This is a genomic window from Kordiimonas lipolytica, from assembly GCF_042651265.1.
Lineage (GTDB): Bacteria > Pseudomonadota > Alphaproteobacteria > Sphingomonadales > Kordiimonadaceae > Kordiimonas > Kordiimonas lipolytica.
Genome location: NZ_JBHSCR010000005.1, coordinates 187,934 through 205,601, shown reverse-complemented (window position 1 = coordinate 205,601; position 17,668 = coordinate 187,934). Strand labels below are relative to the sequence as shown.

17 protein-coding genes are annotated in these 17,668 nt (G+C 56.7%); 12 read left to right on the top strand and 5 right to left on the bottom strand.

All coding sequences use genetic code 11. The features are described 5' to 3' along the window. Window positions 1-26 precede the first annotated feature (26 nt). Genes ACFO5Q_RS08690 through ACFO5Q_RS08680 form a run of 3 tightly spaced genes read left to right on the top strand, consistent with a single transcriptional unit; the run spans window position 27 to window position 3,329 of the window. Window positions 27-1,343: an APC family permease gene (locus tag ACFO5Q_RS08690; protein ID WP_068152076.1), complete on the top strand. Its 1,317-nt coding sequence runs from the start codon at window positions 27-29 to the stop codon at window positions 1,341-1,343. Further along, entirely contained in the window at window positions 1,340-2,218 is an 879-nt protein-coding gene (locus ACFO5Q_RS08685) for a dimethylarginine dimethylaminohydrolase family protein (RefSeq protein WP_068152077.1), read from the top strand. Before ACFO5Q_RS08690 ends, ACFO5Q_RS08685 begins: the two co-directional genes overlap by 4 nt. A gap of 1 nt (window position 2,219) precedes the next feature. Beyond that, a complete protein-coding gene (locus ACFO5Q_RS08680) occupies window positions 2,220-3,329 on the top strand; it encodes an aromatic ring-hydroxylating oxygenase subunit alpha (RefSeq protein ID WP_231727337.1) in 1,110 nt (369 codons plus the stop codon). Here ACFO5Q_RS08680 and ACFO5Q_RS08675 read toward each other — a convergent pair. Together ACFO5Q_RS08675 and ACFO5Q_RS08670 are read right to left on the bottom strand one after the other, a co-directional pair. Then, a complete protein-coding gene (locus ACFO5Q_RS08675; RefSeq protein ID WP_068152080.1) occupies window positions 3,326-4,264 on the bottom strand; it encodes an MBL fold metallo-hydrolase in 939 nt (312 codons plus the stop codon). The two genes, ACFO5Q_RS08680 and ACFO5Q_RS08675, sit on opposite strands and share 4 nt — an antisense overlap. A gap of 80 nt (window positions 4,265-4,344) precedes the next feature. Then, the gene (locus ACFO5Q_RS08670; protein ID WP_068152083.1) at window positions 4,345-5,373 is read right to left on the bottom strand and encodes a polyprenyl synthetase family protein; all 1,029 of its coding nucleotides are present in this window, start codon (window positions 5,371-5,373) and stop codon (window positions 4,345-4,347) included. Window positions 5,374-5,526: 153 nt separating this feature from the next. Here ACFO5Q_RS08670 and ACFO5Q_RS08665 point away from each other — a divergent pair, with 153 nt between their 5' ends. The 9 genes from ACFO5Q_RS08665 to ACFO5Q_RS08625 all read left to right on the top strand — a co-directional run bounded on the left by ACFO5Q_RS08665 (window position 5,527) and on the right by ACFO5Q_RS08625 (window position 15,583). Next, window positions 5,527-6,348, top strand: a complete 822-nt coding sequence (locus ACFO5Q_RS08665) for a tRNA1(Val) (adenine(37)-N6)-methyltransferase (RefSeq protein ID WP_068152086.1) — start codon at window positions 5,527-5,529, stop codon at window positions 6,346-6,348. 33 nt (window positions 6,349-6,381) lie between these two features. Further along, a complete protein-coding gene (locus ACFO5Q_RS08660) occupies window positions 6,382-7,269 on the top strand; it encodes a S49 family peptidase (RefSeq protein ID WP_068152087.1) in 888 nt (295 codons plus the stop codon). 33 nt (window positions 7,270-7,302) lie between these two features. Continuing rightward, window positions 7,303-7,605: a chorismate mutase gene (locus tag ACFO5Q_RS08655; RefSeq protein WP_197421288.1), complete on the top strand. Its 303-nt coding sequence runs from the start codon at window positions 7,303-7,305 to the stop codon at window positions 7,603-7,605. Window positions 7,606-7,608: 3 nt separating this feature from the next. Then, window positions 7,609-8,349, top strand: a complete 741-nt coding sequence (map, locus tag ACFO5Q_RS08650) for a type I methionyl aminopeptidase (RefSeq protein WP_068152089.1) — start codon at window positions 7,609-7,611, stop codon at window positions 8,347-8,349. Window positions 8,350-8,466: 117 nt separating this feature from the next. Beyond that, the gene (locus tag ACFO5Q_RS08645; protein WP_231727338.1) at window positions 8,467-9,363 is read left to right on the top strand and encodes a glycine--tRNA ligase subunit alpha; all 897 of its coding nucleotides are present in this window, start codon (window positions 8,467-8,469) and stop codon (window positions 9,361-9,363) included. Between the two features lie 3 nt (window positions 9,364-9,366). Then, window positions 9,367-11,472, top strand: coding sequence for a glycine--tRNA ligase subunit beta (glyS, locus tag ACFO5Q_RS08640; protein ID WP_068152091.1), 2,106 nt, complete (start codon window positions 9,367-9,369; stop codon window positions 11,470-11,472). Between the two features lie 105 nt (window positions 11,473-11,577). Then, complete coding sequence (ppdK, locus tag ACFO5Q_RS08635) at window positions 11,578-14,238, top strand: pyruvate, phosphate dikinase (RefSeq protein WP_068152094.1); 2,661 nt, start codon at window positions 11,578-11,580, stop codon at window positions 14,236-14,238. Between the two features lie 42 nt (window positions 14,239-14,280). Next, window positions 14,281-14,703, top strand: a complete 423-nt coding sequence (locus ACFO5Q_RS08630; protein WP_068152101.1) for a hypothetical protein — start codon at window positions 14,281-14,283, stop codon at window positions 14,701-14,703. A 58-nt stretch (window positions 14,704-14,761) separates the two neighbouring features. Continuing rightward, window positions 14,762-15,583: a phytanoyl-CoA dioxygenase family protein gene (locus ACFO5Q_RS08625; RefSeq protein WP_068152103.1), complete on the top strand. Its 822-nt coding sequence runs from the start codon at window positions 14,762-14,764 to the stop codon at window positions 15,581-15,583. On the opposite strand, the gene ACFO5Q_RS08620 is transcribed toward ACFO5Q_RS08625, so the two are convergent. The 3 genes from ACFO5Q_RS08620 to ygfZ all read right to left on the bottom strand — a co-directional run bounded on the left by ACFO5Q_RS08620 (window position 15,584) and on the right by ygfZ (window position 17,542). Continuing rightward, window positions 15,584-15,706, bottom strand: a complete 123-nt coding sequence (locus ACFO5Q_RS08620) for a hypothetical protein (RefSeq protein WP_269448990.1) — start codon at window positions 15,704-15,706, stop codon at window positions 15,584-15,586. Window positions 15,707-15,774: 68 nt separating this feature from the next. After that, on the bottom strand, window positions 15,775-16,485 hold the full coding sequence (locus ACFO5Q_RS08615) for a hypothetical protein (protein WP_380084329.1): 711 nt from the start codon (window positions 16,483-16,485) through the stop codon (window positions 15,775-15,777). 271 nt (window positions 16,486-16,756) lie between these two features. Further along, window positions 16,757-17,542: a CAF17-like 4Fe-4S cluster assembly/insertion protein YgfZ gene (gene ygfZ / locus ACFO5Q_RS08610; RefSeq protein ID WP_068152107.1), complete on the bottom strand. Its 786-nt coding sequence runs from the start codon at window positions 17,540-17,542 to the stop codon at window positions 16,757-16,759. Window positions 17,543-17,668: the final 126 nt, after the last annotated feature.

The window sequence follows — 17,668 nt, the reverse complement described above, 5'->3', positions numbered from 1 at the left end:
TTTCCGGGATCAGGGGAGGAGATTTTATGGGGGACTATCAAACCCGCCGCGTGATGGGGTTCTGGCGTACCTGGGGGCTTTCTGTTGGCATGATGGTGGGCTCGGGCGTTTTCATGTTGCCAACCGTTCTTGCGCCCTATGGGGCATACGCGTTGGCGGGGTGGCTGGTGACTGGGCTGGGCACCATCGCACTAGCTTACTCGCTCTGCTATATGGCGAAACGCATCACCGCAACGGGCGGGCCTTATGCCTATAGCCGCGCGGGCTTCGGCGATTTCGTCGGGTTTCAGATGGCCTGGGGTTACTGGATTTCCCTATGGATTGCCGTTGCGGCCGTTACCGTGGCCTTCATAGGGTATCTGTCTGAATTTTTCCCAGCACTCAAGACTTCGCCTACGCTATCGGTACTTGTGGGACTGTCCCTTATTTGGATTCTTGTATTCATCAATTGCCGCAGTGTGCGCGGCTCTAGCGCGCTGCAGTTGATTACCACCCTTGCCAAATTCCTGCCGCTTCTTTTCCTCGCGCTCGTGGGGCTGGTGAGCGTCGAAAGCACGAATTTTGCGTCCATGAAAGAACCCGCCGACGGGCTTGATGCCACCATTGCAGCCAGTGCGCTTGCCATGTGGGCCTTTATCGGGTTTGAGGTGGCGACCGTACCAGCAGGCGAAGTGCAGGACCCGGCCCGCACCATTCCCCGCGCCACTATGGCCGGTGTTCTTGCTGTGACCATCCTTTATTTTGCCGTAACCGTTGCAGCCTTTGGCCTGTTGCCTGCGGATGAGTTGATGAATTCAACAGCACCGCTTGCGGACGCGGCATCTGCCTTGGTGGGCCCAGTTGGGGCAACTGTTATTGGCGTGATCGCGCTGATTGCTACCAGTAGCGGCGTGAACGCCAACCTATTCGCAGCCGGGCAGATGCCCATGGCTGCCGCACTCGATGGCCTGTTCCCAAGCCTGTTTGGCATGAAAACAAAATTCGGCACGCCGGCATGGTCTTTCATCATCGGCGGCATTCTGTCGTCGATTGCGCTGGCGCTCAATTTCGTTAACGGCCTAGTGGTGGCGTTTGAATTTCTGATTTTGCTGTCCACCGTGACGGCCATTTTGCCGGTGGCCATGTCTGCCGCATCGGCCTGGCTGTATGCGGTGCGTGATCCGCACGCCTCGCGGGGTGTGCATCTGCGCGATACCATCGTGGCCGCAATTGGGTTTGCTTATGCGGTGTGGATCATTGCCGGGTCAGGGCGGGACAGCGTTTATTGGGCCTTCCTGCTTCTACTGGCAGGGCTACCGATTTATGTTTGGGTTACAAGACAAAGACGAGAAGGGGCGGAATGAAGACTATATCCGGTTTGAACGAATATGGCGCGCTGAAGGTTGTAGCAGTAAGGCCGCCCGAGCATGCCTATGTAAGTGACGAAAAGATCGCAGATGAATGGGAGCGCCTGCGCTTTTATTCCGCACCCAAGCTTGGCCCTGCGATCAATGAACACAAGATTTTCACGGACAAGCTTCGGGCTGCAGGAGCCGAAGTGATCTCTCTTGGCGGCAATGACGCGCTCACGCTTGATTCCATCTATGCTCGTGACGCGTTGCTCGTGAGCCCCAAGGGCTTGATTTTGTGCCACATGGGCCGCAAAGGGCGCAGGGGCGAACCGGCGGTGAATGCAAGCTTATTTGAGGCTTTGGGCTATCCGATTTTGGGCGTTATTGAAGCACCGGGCACTATTGAGGGCGGCGATATCATCTGGCTGGATGACGGTGCCCTGGCCGTGGGCGAGGGCCCGCGCACCAATGCCGAAGGCATCAAGCAGCTTCAGGACATTCTGGGGCCTGAAGTGGAAGTGCACACCGTGCCGCTGCCGCCGCCAAGCCACCCTGAGGATGTTTTTCACCTGATGTCCATGATCAGCCCGCTCGACCGCGATCTGGCGCTGATCTATCGCCCGCTGATGCCGGACAGCTTCATTAACTGGCTGGAGGCGCGCGGCATCAGCTTTGTTGAAGTGCCGGAAGAGGAATTCATCCCCATGGGCTGCAATGTGCTGGCGCTTGGACCCCGCAATATCCTGATGCTGGACCGCCTGCCGGAGACCAAGGCGCGGCTTGAGGCTGCGGGTTGCACGGTCGATACTTACACAGGCGACGAGATCAGCAGAAAAGGCGAAGGTGGGCCGACCTGCCTGACAAGGCCGCTTGTAAGGGGTGCATAGCGTGACGAATGCATATGAAAGCCTGCCTGCCTGGGCCTATTATGATGAAGGCTACTTTCAAAAGGAAATGGAGGCGGTAGTCCGCCCGGCGTGGCAACTGGTGTGTCACCAGAACGATGTTCCGAACGTAGGCGACTATGTCACGCTGGATATCCTGAATGAACGCCTTGTGGCTGTGCGCGGCAAGGACGGCAAGGTCCGCGTGTTCCATAATGTGTGCAGGCATCGCGGCTCGCGCCTCCTTGAGGGCAATGACGGGTCGTGCCCCGGGCGCATTCGCTGCCCTTATCATGCCTGGACATGGGACCTCGAGGGCACGCTAGTGAATGTGCCCTATGAGCGGGACTTCGAGGGCTTCGACCGTGCGGATCACTTCCTGCCGGAAGCGGAAAGCTGTGAGTTCCTCGGGTTCATCTGGGCGCGTCTCAAGCCAGGTGGGCCGAGCATTGAGGACCAGTTCGCGCCTTATCTGGATGAACTGAGCCGATACAGGATTGAGGAGATGCAGCCGCTTGGGCGCTTGACGCTCAGGCCGCGGGCAGTGAACTGGAAGCAGATCGCGGACAATTATGCTGACGCGCTTCATATCCCGGTGGCCCATCCGGGGCTGTCTGGCCTTGTGGGCAATACTTACGGCATGGAAGTGCAGGGCGATATCCACAAGATGTGGGGCGATGTGATGGACACCCGCAAGGACAGCTGGTCGACAAAGCTCTATAAATCCCTGCTGCCCAAGGTGGATCATCTGCCGGACCATCTGCAGCGCCACTGGTGTTATTACCGGCTGTGGCCCAACGTGGCGTTCGATGTCTACCCCGACCAAATCGACTTCATGCAGTTCATCCCGCTTTCGGCCACGGAAACACTGATCCGCGAGGTGGCCTATGTGTTGCCGGACGACCGGCGGGAGATGCAGGCCGCGCGTTACCTGAACTGGCGCATCAATCGGGAAGTAAATGCGGAGGATACGGCGATCATCAACCGGGTGCAGGACGGCATGGCGTCCTCAAGCTTCAGCACCGGGCCGCTGGCAAAAACCGAAGTATGCCTGTTGGATAGCGTGCGCCGCATCCGCGAAGCCTTGCCGAAGGAATTGGGCGAAAGGGGTTAATGCCCCTTCGCTTTCAACCATGCTCCGACACCATAGCTGTTCCACGTAAGGATCGTTTTGCTGCCATAGGCAAAGTCGTCATAGTGGGCAAAGTCTTGCATCAGCTTGTTCACTGCTGCTGTGCGAGCTTCTGGTGTAAGTCGGCCATTTGCATCAAGCGCGCCATCTGCGGCTCGAGCGTCCTTGATAACGGCAACAAGCTTGTTGATGTAAGCGATCTGAAGATCCGCGTTTGCAATGCGACTGGCATCATTGTGCCCCGGCAATACGTGTGTGTCTCCACTGAAGGTGGACTTGAGAAACTCCAGATGGGAAAGCGCGCCGTCAATGTGCCCTTCGCCCAGATAATAGTGGGTATAGGGATAAAAGGTATCGCCCGCGAATACTATATTCAGATCTTTCTGGTAGGCGCTGATGTTATCAGCGGCTTCCCCGGCACCCAGGTCGTGGATCTCAAAATCGATCCCGGCTATGGTGACGGTCTCACCATCCTTGACGATGGTGGTCGGCATCACCAGCCGCTCGTCAAGCGCTTCACCAAAGGCGTTGGGCATCTTGTAGGACTCCAGCATCTGCTTCAGCGTCGGGGCGAAGCCGTCCGCCGTTCCTTGCGTGGCATAGATCGGGAAGTCGCCGAATAGGTCCTTCAGGACCGGCAGGCCGCCAAAATGGTCTGAATGCGGGTGCGTCACGATAACACCTGAAAGCGATTTGCCGCTGGCCTTGATCTGTGCCGCAAGCCGCCTGGCGTCAGAAGGGAGTAACTGCGCGTCAATCAACGCGACGCCGTCTTCGCCTTCGATCCAGTAGCTGTTGGTATTCCATGCAATATGGTTCGATACATACCTATGCAGCGCGGAAGGATGAAGGTCTGCGGCACTTGCAGAAAGGCTGGCTGACATGGCTAGAAGTGCGGTAGCGGCAAGTCTGATCATTTGTCCCTCCCTGATGACATAGAGGGATCAAATCATCCGTTCATGGAAAGGTCAATTGACAGAAAGCTTAGGGTGCCGGATCAGTAAGCCCGCATCACACAGAAGTCGACGATATCGATCAGTGCCTTTTTGGCCGGGCTGTCACGGAAGATCGCGAGCGAGTCCTTGGCCATGTTGCCATAGTGGCGGGCGCGTTCGATGGTGTCGTTCAAGGTGCCATGCTGGTTCAGAAGGTCGATGGCCTTTTCAAGGTCACCATCCGTCTGCTTGCGGCGTTCCATGGTGGTTTTCCAGAACTTCTGTTCATCTTCTGTGCCGCGGCGGTAGGCCAAAATGGTCGGCAGGGTCACCTTGCCTTCGCGGAAGTCGTCCCCGATTTCCTTGCCAAGCGTGGCCTGTTTCGCGGAATAATCAAGGGCGTCGTCCACCAGTTGGAAGGCAATGCCCAAATAGCGGCCATAGGCCTCAAGCGCGCTTTCAACCTCTGTGCCCTGTTCGGATACGACGCCGACGACTTCGCAGGCGGCAGCAAATAGCACGGCTGTTTTGGCGGTGATCACCTCAAGATACTTTTCTTCTGAGGTGGTCAGGTCATTGGCGGTGGTCAGCTGCAGCACTTCACCTTCAGTGATAACTGCGGCCGCATTTGCCAGAATTTTCAGAACACGGAGCGAATCGCTTTCGACCATCAGCTCAAACGACCGGCTGAACAGGAAGTCTCCAACAAGGACGGTAGGCTGATTGCCCCAGATAAGATTGGCGGTTTTCTTGCCGCGCCGCATGTTGCTTTCGTCCACCACATCGTCATGCAGAAGCGTGGCGGTATGGATGAATTCAACAGCGGCAGCGAGGCCGATATGGCGCTTGCCCTCATAGCCAACAAGCTTCGCGGATGCGAGCGTTAGCATCGGTCGCAGGCGTTTGCCGCCTGAGGAGATCAGGTGGCCTGCAAGCTCCGGAATCAGGGCAACCGGGCTGTCCATACGCTTCAAGATGGTGTCGTTCACAAGCGCCATGTCATCAGCGGTCATGGCCTGAAGGCGATCAATTGCCTCCTTGTCCGCCGTTGGCTCTTTGTGATCGTGCATGTTTACGACGTTGCTGGACATTCGATCCCCGCTTTCACTTTTCATTCAGGGCGCGGACATTACTGCCTGACTTTACGGCTGGCAAGGTTTTGCACGCATTTTAGGTCAATTGACCGCAGATAAATTCCACGTACAATTACAGGCATCAAATAAACAAGTGGTGAACGAAACCCAGTGGACGACCAGGCCCGAGACAAAAGCACGCATGTCTTTCCCACTGACCCCTGTCTGGGGCCAGGTGAGACGGTTGACAATTTTCTTGGTGGGGCAGTCAAGCTGATCCAGCCGAAATCCGGTTACCGTGTCTCGATGGATACGGTGATGCTGGCCGCCTGTGTCCCTGCCAAGGCGGGTGAGCGGGTCATAGAAGGTGGTGTTGGCTCAGCCGGGGCTGCGCTTTGTCTGGCACGCCGGGTGCCCGGTGTTTTCGTGCATGGTCTTGATATCCAGGACGATATGCTGAATTTCGCCCGCCGAAATATTGCCCATAATGGCCTCGAAGACTATGTGACTGTATCGCAAGGCAGTATCACCGAACTCAGGCAGGAAGATGAAGCCACTTATGACCATGTGATGGTCAACCCGCCGTATCTGGCGGATGGCAAAGGTATTCGCCCGCCTGCGGAAACTAAAGGCCTGGCCCATATGGACCAGAGCGCTGGCGTGCGCGACTGGGTTAAATTCTGCATTCACCTTGTCAGGAACAAGGGCACGGTTTCCATCATCTACCGGGCAGACAGGGTGGATGAAGTGATCGCCCACCTGCACCGGCGGGTGGGGGAGCTGAAGATCATGCCGCTATGGCCGCGGTACGGTTCGCCAGCAAAGCGCGTGATCATTCAGGGGCGCAAAGGAATGCACGGTACAGCGAGCATTCTACCTGGTTTGGCGCTCCATGGTGAGGTGGAGCGCTACACCCGTGAGGCAGAAGAAATTTTACGTGATGGCGCAGCCCTTGACCTGAAAGCCTTTGCGCATCCGCGCCAAAGCCGCTAATCAAGGGCAGAATGAATATCCAAAGTAGCAAGCATGGCTAACCGACTGTCTAAATTCGTCTATGAACTCCGTCGCCGCCTGTTCGGTGATCCGCCGCCTGTTGTGGCGGTGGTGCGGCTGTATGGCGTGATCGCGCCGGGCCAACGGTTCAAGCAGAATTTGAACATGGCGTCTCTTGCAAGCACGCTTGATCATGCTTTTTCCATTCCCGGCCTGTCGGCTGTGGCGCTGCAGGTAAATTCGCCCGGCGGGTCACCGGTGCAGAGTGCGCTGATTACCAAGCGTATCCGCGACCTGGCGCGCGAAAAAGATGTGCCTGTGCTGGCGTTTGCGGAAGATGTAGCGGCATCGGGCGGTTATATGCTGGCGCTGGCGGGCGACGAAATTTACGCCAACGAGTCGTCGATCATTGGCAGCATCGGTGTGATCGCGAGCGGGTTTGGTTTTGACAAGGCGATCGAGAAATTGGGCATTGATCGGCGCCTTTATACGGCTGGCGACAGGAAAGCCATGTTGGATAGCTTCTCGCCAGAGAAGGAAGAAGATGTGGAGCGCCTGAAGGAACTTCAGGAAGAAGTCCACGAACATTTCAAATCCCTGGTGCGCGAGCGCCGGGGTAAGCGTCTCAAAGGGCTACGTGGGCGCTTGTTTTCCGGCGATGTCTTTACGGGCGCCGACGCCGTCAAAATGGGTCTTGTGGACGGTATTGGCGATGCGCGTGAAGTTCTTCGGGACCGGTTCGGCAAGAAGGTGCGACTGCGCCTGATTGGTGAACGGAAACCCCGCCTGGGGTCGATCCTTGGCCTTGGCCGGACGGTCGACAGCTTTGAGGCAGGCGGGATCGGCCAGATCGAAGATATGCCGCATGGGCTTTTGGCGGCGATTGAAGAGCGGCTGTTCTGGAACCGTTTCGGGCTCTAGTGGCCCTTGAGTGAATATGACGGAGGAAGCGCTGTGACAGGCGAAAACCACGAGACCCAGTTGAACGCCTACCGGGAAAGCATCGACAACATCGACGCTGCCCTTATTTTTATGTTGGCCGAACGCTTCAAGATCACCAAGGCAGTTGGTTTCTACAAGCGTGAGCATGACCTGCCTGCAGCCGATGCCGGACGGGAGCAGAAGCAGATCGAGCGGTTGCGAGAGCTTGCGAAATCCGCCAACCTGGACCCGGAATTCAGCGAAAAATTCCTCCATTTTATTATACGTGAAGTGATCCAGCACCATGAACGGATCAGAGAGAAAGGCGAACTTTAAGGCATGACTGTTGACGGCCCGGACCAGCTTGAAAAACTGAAGGAAATCGGCGCTATCTGCCGCGACGTGCTGGCCGCTATGGGCGCGCGGGTGGCACCCGGTGTCACGCCGCTGGAGCTTGACGCCATGGCGGGTGAAATGCTGGCGGAGCGCGGTGCGACATCCGCGCCCAAGCTGGCCTATGATTTCCCCGGGTTCACCTGCATTTCTGTTGGCGATGCAGTGGCACATGGCATCCCTGATGGTACGCCCCTCAAGGAGGGTGATCTGGTCAACATTGATGTGTCGGCAGAAAAAGACGGTTTCTTTGCTGATACGGGGTCAAGTTTCGCGGTTGGTAAAATCTCACCTGACCTGCAAACGCTGCTGGACGCCACCAAGGCCGCCCAGCGAAAGGCCATGTTCGCGGCACGCGCCGGCCAGCCCCTAAATGCCATCGCCAAAGTGGTCGAACGGGAAGCTGCCAAGTTTGGCTTTAAAATTATTGAAGGCCTGAATGGCCACGGTGTTGGAAGCTGGATTCACGAAGAGCCGACGGTATCAAATATCTATTACCCGCGTGAGCGAGAGCGCCTCAAGGAAGGGCAGGTGCTGACCATCGAACCGTTCCTGGCGACCCACAGCCATCAATATTATGAGGACGAAGACGGCTGGACGCTCCGCCTGGCTGACGGGGGCTTTGGTGCCCAGTTCGAGCATACCTTTGTTGTGACGAAAGGCGCGCCAATCATCCTGACGGCGTAAGGCGCGAAAATCTTTGCTGTTCCAAGGGATTCTCTTGCTTGACCCCATGGGGTCCGCCCGTTAGTTTGCAGCGCAGCAATTCCGAGTAACAGATTCGATTTTTTAAAGCGGTCATCCATGACAGATTTTTCAGCTACTTCGAAACGCAATCCGGACGCCATGCCGTTCCAGAAAATGCTGCTGACGCTCCAGAATTACTGGGCGGATCAGGGCTGTGTCATCCTTCAGCCATATGACATGGAAATGGGCGCAGGTACGTTCCACCCGGCGACCACCTTGAAGGCGCTTGGTCCAGAGCCATGGAAAGCCGCTTATGTGCAGCCTTGCCGCCGCCCGACCGATGGCCGGTATGGTGAAAACCCTATGCGGCTGCAGCACTATTATCAGTTTCAGGTGATCCTGAAGCCAAGCCCGGACAATATGCAGGAACTTTACCTTGGCAGCCTCAAGGCCATCGGTATTGATGCCGAGCTGCATGACATCCGCTTTGTGGAAGACGACTGGGAAAGCCCCACGCTTGGGGCCTGGGGCCTTGGTTGGGAGGTCTGGTGTGACGGCATGGAAGTCAGCCAATATACCTACTTCCAGCAAGTGGGCGGCTTTGACTGCAAACCTGTGTCCGGCGAGCTGACCTACGGGCTGGAGCGCCTGGCCATGTTCGTGCAGGGCGTAGACAATGTATATGATCTTGATTTCAACGGCGCGGGCGCAACTTACGGCGACGTGTTCCTTGAAAACGAGCGCGAGCAATCTGCCTACAATTTCGAACATGCCGACACAGACAAGCTGTTTGAAGATTTCAGAAAGGCACAGGAAGAATGCGCCAAACTCCTGGAAGCCGAGCTGCCGCTGCCTGCCTATGAGCAGTGCATCAAGTCTTCGCACACCTTCAACCTGTTGGATGCACGCGGGGTCATTTCGGTAACGGAACGACAGGCCTATATCGGCCGTGTGCGTGACCTGGCCAAGGGCTGCTGTGAAGCCTGGATCAGGAAAAACGGGTGGGAGGTATAAGTTATGAGTGATCTTCTTATTGAACTCCTGTCCGAAGAAATTCCGGCGCGGATGCAAAAGAAAGCATCCGAGGACCTAAAGGTCATGATGACCACGGCGCTGAAGGAGGCGGGGCTGACGTTTGAGATCGCGCAGGCCTATGCCACACCGCGCCGCCTGGCGCTGACCATCAGTGGCATTCCGGACAAAACGCCTGATATTTCCGAAGAACGTCGTGGCCCACGCACCGATGCGCCGGAAAAAGCGCTTGAAGGTTTCCTGCGCGGCGCGGGCGTGACCCGCGACCAGCTTGAAGAGCGCGAAGAAAAGAAAGGTACTTTCTTCTTCGCCAAAATCGAAAAGCCGGGCCGGGCGTCTGCTGACGTGATCGCAGAGGCGCTTGAAGCAACCGTGCGCAATTTCCCATGGCCCAAGTCCCAGCGTTGGGGCGATGGCAGCCTCAAGTGGGTTCGTCCGCTGCAAAGCATCATCTGCCTGTTCGGCAGCGATGTGGTTGACCTTGATATCGACGGCATCAAAGCAGGCAACAGTACGCGCGGGCACCGCTTCATGGCGCCCGCGACATTCACTGTTTCCGATTTCGCCGATTACCGCACAAAGCTGCAGGACGCCAAAGTGGTGCTAGACCCTGCTATGCGCATGGCCAAAATCGCGGAAGCGGCGCAGTCCCTTGCAGACAAGCAGGGTGTTGAATGGGTGGAAGATAAGGGTCTCCTTCAGGAAGTGGCGGGCCTTGTGGAATGGCCGGTGCCGCTTCTGGGCTCGTTTGATCCAAGCTTCATGGAAGTGCCGGAAGAAGTGCTGATCCTGACCATGAAGAAGGACCAGAAATATTTCGTCACCCGCGACACGGATACGGGCAAGCTGGCCCCATACTTCATCACGGTTTCAAACCTTGAAGCCAAGGATGGTGGCGCAGCTGTCGCGACCGGCAACGGCCGGGTGATCGCTGCCCGCCTGGCGGACGCCAAATTTTTCTGGGAACAGGACCTCAAGGGCAAGCTGGAGGACAACCTGCCGGCGCTCAAGGATATCGTCTTCCATATTGAACTCGGGCGCATGTCCGACCGTGTTGCGCGCATGAAAGCACTGGCTGGGTTCCTGGCTGAATATATTGACGGCTGTGATCCAGCTGAGGCGGAGCGCGCAGCAGAGCTTGCGAAAGCAGACCTCGTGTCCGGCATGGTCTACGAATTCCCTGAAGTGCAGGGCATTATGGGCCGCTATTATGCGAGAGCTCAGGGCGAAAGCGATGCGGTGGCCGATGCCATTCGCGACCATTACGCTCCTGCTGGTCCATCCGACGATTGCCCATCAGCGCCGGTATCGGTTGCTGTGGCACTCTCCGAAAAACTCGACACGCTGGTTGGTTTCTTCGCGATCGAAAAGCGCCCGACGGGATCGAAAGACCCATATGCGCTCCGCCGTGCGGCGCTTGGCGTCATTCGTCTGATAACCGAAAACAACATTCGCCTGCCGCTCGAGCATGTGCTTGGCCTGGCGGCCAAACCGCTGAAGCCATACCTTGAACTGAAGGCTGAGGGTGGTGAGGACGCAATACTGAAGCATCTGGAAACCACGTTTGAAGAGCATCTTCTGCCCTTCTTCGCTGACCGCCTGAAGGTGCAGCAACGTGACCTGGGTGTGCGACACGATCTGATCGACGCCGTGTTCGCCAAAGGCGATGATGATCTTGTGCGTATTCTGAACCGTGTGTCGGCCCTTTCGGCATTTCTTGATACCGACGATGGCGCCAACCTCCTGGCAGGGTACAAGCGTGCGGCCAACATCCTGAAGATCGAAGAGAAGAAAGACGGCAAGTCCTATGACCAGGACGTGCATGAGGCGGCGCTCGTCGATCCGGAAGAAGAGGCGCTTGCCGTTGCGCTCACGCGCGCTGGTGCAGATGCCGAGCACGCGCTTGCTGCTGAAGACTTTGAAAAGGCGATGGCCGCGCTATCTACTCTAAGAGCGCCAATCGATGCCTTCTTTGACAAGGTAACGGTTAACGCCGATGATGAAGCGCTGCGGGCCAACCGCCTTGCGCTTCTTAGCCAAATTCGCGCCGCGGTGAATACCGTGGCGGATTTCAGCCTGATCGAAGGTTGATCACAAAATGGCCGGGCAACCAGATATAAAAACTGCCCGGCGCCCCGATGAAATCTGCGTACCAGAAGGGGACCTCGGGTACGCGACGAAGGACTGTAGAGCATCATGACCAAATGGGTATACAGCTTTGGTGATGGCGCGGCTGAAGGCCGTGCCGATATGAAAAACCTCCTGGGCGGCAAGGGTGCGAACCTTGCGGAAATGGCCTCCCTGGGCTTGCCGGTGCCCCCGGGGCTAACGATCACCACGGAAGTCTGCACCTATTATTACGCCAACGGCCAGGAGTACCCGGACACGCTTGAGAGCGAAGTCAACCAGGCCATTGCGAAAATCGAGAAAAGCGTTGGCGCCAAGTTTGGCGACAAGGATAACCCGCTTTTGGTGTCTGTGCGGTCTGGCGCACGGGTTTCCATGCCGGGCATGATGGATACGGTCCTGAACCTTGGCCTGAACGATGAAACCGTTGAAGGATTGGCGAAGAACAGCGAAAACCCGCGCTTTGCCTGGGATAGCTATCGCCGCTTTATCCAGATGTATTCCGATGTGGTGCTGGGTGTTGATCATTATCACTTCGAAGAGCTGATTGAGATCCTGAAGGAAGAGAAGGGGATCGACCTTGATACCCACCTTGAGGCGGAAGACTGGAAAGAACTGGCGCAGCAGTTCAAGGCCAAGACGGAAGAAGAGCTTGGCAAGCCGTTTCCGCAGGATGTGCGGGAGCAGCTTTGGGGCGCTATCGGCGCTGTCTTCTCAAGCTGGCAGATTGACCGCGCCAAGGTATACCGCAAGCTGAACAATATCCCGGAAGACTGGGGCACGGCGGTAAACGTGCAGGCTATGGTGTTCGGCAACATGGGCGATACGTCGGCAACCGGCGTTGCCTTCACGCGTGATCCATCTACCGGCGATAATGAATATTACGGTGAGTATCTCATCAATGCGCAGGGCGAAGATGTGGTGGCGGGCATCCGCACGCCGCAGAACCTGACAAAGGCTGCCCGCGAGGCTGCTGGTGCCACGCTGCCGTCGATGGAAGAAAGCATGCCGGAAGTGTTTGGGGAGCTTGCCGACGTGTTCGACAAGCTTGAGCACCACTATAAGGACATGCAGGACATCGAATTTACCGTTCAGCGCGGCAAACTATGGATGCTGCAGACCCGTGCGGGCAAACGCACGGCCAAAGCGGCGCTCAAGATCGCCGTTGAAATGGCAGCAGACGGCCTGATTGACGAGAAAACAGCGGTGCTGCGGGTTGAGCCTGCAGCCCTTGACCAGCTTTTGCACCCAACACTGGACCCGGACGCACCGCGCGATGTGCTGACCCGTGGCCTGCCGGCATCCCCGGGCGCTGCATCTGGCGAAGTTGTGTTCGATGCCGACCACGCTGAAGCAGCGGCCAAGGAAGGCCGTTCGGTTATCCTGTGCCGGGTTGAAACCAGCCCTGAGGATATCCACGGCATGCACGCTGCGAAAGGCATCCTGACAGCGCGCGGCGGCATGACCAGCCACGCAGCCGTTGTGGCGCGCGGTATGGGGCGTCCCTGTGTATCAGGTGCCGGCCAGCTTCGGATTGATGGCAAGGCAGGCGTGATGTCCTGCGCAGGCCGTGAGGTCAAGGAAGGCGATATCATCACTATCGACGGCGCATCCGGCGAAGTTATGATCGGTGAAGTGAAAACCCTGCAGCCAGAACTGGCTGGCGATTTCGCCAAGCTGATGGAGTGGGCCGATAGCTACCGCAAGCTGAAGGTGCGCACCAACGCCGACACGCCGCATGACACGTCAACCGCGCGCGAATTCGGTGCGGAAGGCATTGGCCTGTGCCGCACTGAGCATATGTTCTTTGAAGGCGAGCGTATCATTGCGGTGCGCGAGATGATCCTGGCGGATGACCTGGCGGGCAGGAAACATGCTCTGGCTAAATTGCTGCCTATGCAGCGCGGTGACTTTATTGAGATATTCAAGATCATGCGCGGCCTGCCGGTGACGATCCGCCTGCTGGACCCACCACTTCACGAATTCCTGCCGCGCGAGGAAGACGAGTTTGAAGACGTTGCCAAAGCCATTGGTGCCAGTGTTGACCATCTGAAGCGCCGCGCATCTGAACTGCATGAGTTTAACCCGATGCTGGGTCACCGGGGTTGCCGCCTCGGGATCACCTATCCGGAAATCTATGAAATGCAGGCACGGGCCATCTTTGAAGCCGCTATCGTGGTTGAAGAGGAAACCGGTGAAACGGTTGTGCCGGAAATCATGATCCCGCTTGTGGCAACTCGTAAGGAGTTGGGCATGATGCGTGCTGTTGTTGAAGCTGCCGCAGAAGAGGTTTTCGCAGAGAAGAACCACCGTGTCGAATATATGGTTGGCACCATGATCGAATTGCCACGCGCTGCACTGCAGGCTGGGAAGATTGCGGTTGAGGCAGACTTTTTCTCATTCGGCACCAACGACCTGACGCAGACCACCATCGGCATCAGCCGGGATGATGCGGGCCGGTTCCTGGATGAATATGTGAAGAAGGATATCTTCGCGCAGGACCCATTTGTTTCCATCGATCAGGAAGGTGTGGGCGAGCTTGTGGAAATTGGCGCAGAGCGCGGTCGTTCCACCAAGCCTGACCTGAAGCTGGGAATCTGCGGCGAGCACGGCGGCGATCCGGCATCTGTCGAGTTCTGCCACCGGACGGGGCTGGATTATGTGTCCTGTTCCCCGTACCGGGTGCCGATCGCACGGCTCGCGGCCGCTCAGGCAGCCTTGAAAGACTAAAGATCAGAGGGCCTTCGGGCCCTCCTTACATTTGGGGGATGTATGAAGAAAGTGGGCATTGTACTGGCGCTGGTTTTATTGGCCGCGCTGGCACGGGGAATACTGCATTGGCTGGTCTTTGGGGAAGGGGTTTTCGCGAGTTTTCTTGAGACTCCTGAGGATATCGCACGATTGGTTGCCAAGATCATTCTCGACTTGGTTGTTGGGGCAATTGTCGTACTGTTTGCTCTGCCTGCTGTGCTGCTTAGCCGCAGGCGAATGCCTGTTGTCGCGTCGATGGGAACGGCTGCCCTGGTGCCATGTCTGCTGCTGTTTGGTCTGGAATTCTTCACGGCTAACGGCCTGCCTGAAGCGGCGATCAGGCTTTTGGGTATCCTCTTTGTACAAGGACTTGTGGTCGCTGCTGTGGCTCTCAAATACTGGCCAGCGAAAAATAAGGACGCCGTGCAAAACATCTTTGAATAACCGATAGCGCTTTTTATTTTGGTGGCTTGGCCTATCTTCTTTTACGAGGGAGATAATCATGAACCACGCAGAGATTATCGAGACCATCAAGGATCAGGGGTATTTCATCATTGAAGGCCTGATGACGCTTGAGAAAATCGATGCCGCACGGACAATCCTGGACCCAATTTTCGCGGAGCAGTGCACGGGCAGGAACCAGTTCGAAGGCTTCAAGACCCAGCGAATTTACTCGCTGCCTAAATATGGCCCGGCGCTTTGGCCCTTTTTCGACAATGAAGATGTGCTGAAGATCATCAAGCCGCTTCTGTGGGGGGACTGCCTGATCACAGCGGCGCTCGCGGCCAATGTGCTGCCCGGGGAACAGCCGCAGGCGTTTCATACCGACGACAGCTTCTATCCCGTGTCGCGCCCGCGCCAGGCTTTTTCGGTTGGGGCGATCTGGGCCATGGATGATTTCACAGCTGAAAACGGCGCGACGCAGTTAATCCCATACAGCCACCTGTGGGGCGACGAGCAGCCTGACGGTGTGCTGACCACTTTTGAGGCATTCTCTATTAAGGAATCGGGGCAGGCGGACGGCTGGGCGACGCCTGAAAATACCAAGATCGTCACTGCAGAAATGCCGAAGGGCTCTGTGCTGATTTTCCTTGGGAACTTATGGCACAGGGCAGGGGGCAACGTATCAGAGGGCTCGCGCCTAGGGTTATTCCCGCAATATTGTGCAGCCTGGGCGCGGCAGCAGGAGAATTTCTTCTTGTCCATCCCGCGCGAAGATGTTGCAAAGATGCCGGAAAGCATGCAGGCCCTGTTGGGATACCAGATTCACCCACCCTTCATGGGGCATGCAGGCGGGCGGCACCCGGCGAAGCTGCTGAAATGACTAGTTTGCCATTGCCAATACGATAATCAGGATGGAGGCAACAGCGGCGCCAAGGACAAAGAGATTGTGGCGCTCATGTGCTTTGTTCTTTTCCTGCAAGCGTTGTTTCTTGTTTTTGGTCATGACCCTTCCCCGTTTGGAGAATGGCAACACAAGATGAAGAAAAAAACAAGATTTTAAGTGCCGCATGGCTATTCGGTGCGGCTCAGCACCTCGTCATGCCAAAGGCGCCAGTATTTGGCTTCTAACCCCGGCGGCATCAGCCAAAAGGCGTTTGCATTGGTATATTCGTCGGTTTGGCGTAGGCCAACCAGCAATTCATTGATGCGTGAGATAACAGTGCGGCCCTGGGGTGTGTCATTGCAGGCGATGCCGCCCATGCCGAACTGGCCCTCATGTTCCAGCAACGGGTAATAGCTGTATTCGCCGCCATTACCTTCGGTCAGTTCGTTGAAGTGCAGCATGGCGTAATAATCGATAAAATAGTCGAAACGACCTGCATCAAGCATTTTGAACATGCCCTGCGTCAGGCTGGTGCGACCTGACCAGCGGAACATATTCCCCGCATTAGGATCGTTCGCAAAAATATCGTTCAGCCAGCGGCTGTATACGCGGCCCGGCTGAAAAGCGCCCTGTGCGGATGTGTCGGCAATCAATGCCCTGAAATCTATTCGACCATTCGTTTCATGGGCTTTTATCCTGGGCGCGGCTTCTTTTCTGGCAATGATGCCGTGATAGAAGAACAGAAAGGTTGGTGCGCTGAAAACAAGGCCTTCGCGTTGCTCCAGGCTTAGGTCAATACCCTTGTAGGAAGAGGTGGCAAAGCAGGCCTCCATCGTTTTGAGAACAGTGTAGATGCGGACATTCACAACCGCCTGTTCAGTATGTCTGTATTCAGGCATTCCGGCTTGCACAAGGCGCTCACCTGTTTGGGCATAGCCTTTGCCAGCCCACGGTCCTTTGTTGATCCAGGCGGGTTGCCAGTCCAGGTTCAGCCAGGTGATGGTGGGTTTTTCTGCACAATTTGCGGCAGTTGATCCGGCCAGCAGGGCCAGACATAAACCTATTACACCTCGCATTCTGTCGGTGCGCACTCTCTCAATCCCGCTTCAGGTTACAGACGACCTTCCGACCCTAGGTGGCGGAAGTTAAAGAACTGCAAATCGGTGAAGACTATAGCAGGGTAACAGGCTGACCGTTACAGCAAAGCGTGGCATCTTCATATTCAAGCCGGAAATAGGCAAGGGCCAGGTCGCCATTTGACGTCCGGATCTCACCCGCGGCCTTGCCGGTTTCTGTCTCAAGGGCGGTGCCAGCATCTGGTGCACCGCCTTCAACGCGCACGGGCCGCAAGATTTTTTTCAGGTTGGTGCGGTGCTTCATGCGTGCGGTCAGTTCCTGCCCCACATAGCAGCCTTTGGTGAAAGACACGCCGTGCAGTCGCTCAGCCGCGGTTTCCAGCCAGAAGTATTTTTCTGGGATCATGTCACGACTGCCATCCGGCACGCCGTGGCGGAGACGGGCCTGTTCATAATCATCACGGTCAAGAGTGGGGGCATCGGGGCAGCCCGTGGTCACAAGGCGCCAGCCCAAGCCTGCATGCCGGGGGTCTGGAACTGCGACTCCAGGGGCAGCGGGCCTTTCAAGCGAAGCCCAGACGCCCAGTGCTGTCTCATCCGCAATCGTCACATCAGCGCGCAGCTTATACATCATCAGTCGCCGCATCAGGTCTGTCTTGCGCGCAGCTTCAATATCCAGCAACAGGTCATCGCCTTCCGCCATGATGATCATGTCGTACATATATTTGCCCTGTGGCGTCAGGATCGCGGCATAAACGGCCTTGTCGGCTGTCACACCTGTGACGTCGTTGGTCACCAGTCCCTGCAGGAAGCTGCGGGTGTCCGGGCCTGAAAGACGCAGAATGGCGCGGTGATCAAGATGCAATAGGGGGGCTGACATAATAATCCTATCTGGTGCTGATATTCAGGCTACACATAGCCACTTTATTGCGGCTTTCAAGTTGTAAGGTGAGGCGAAGACCGTTACAACAGCCCTCACGCAGGTATGAAGTAAAAACAGGAATAC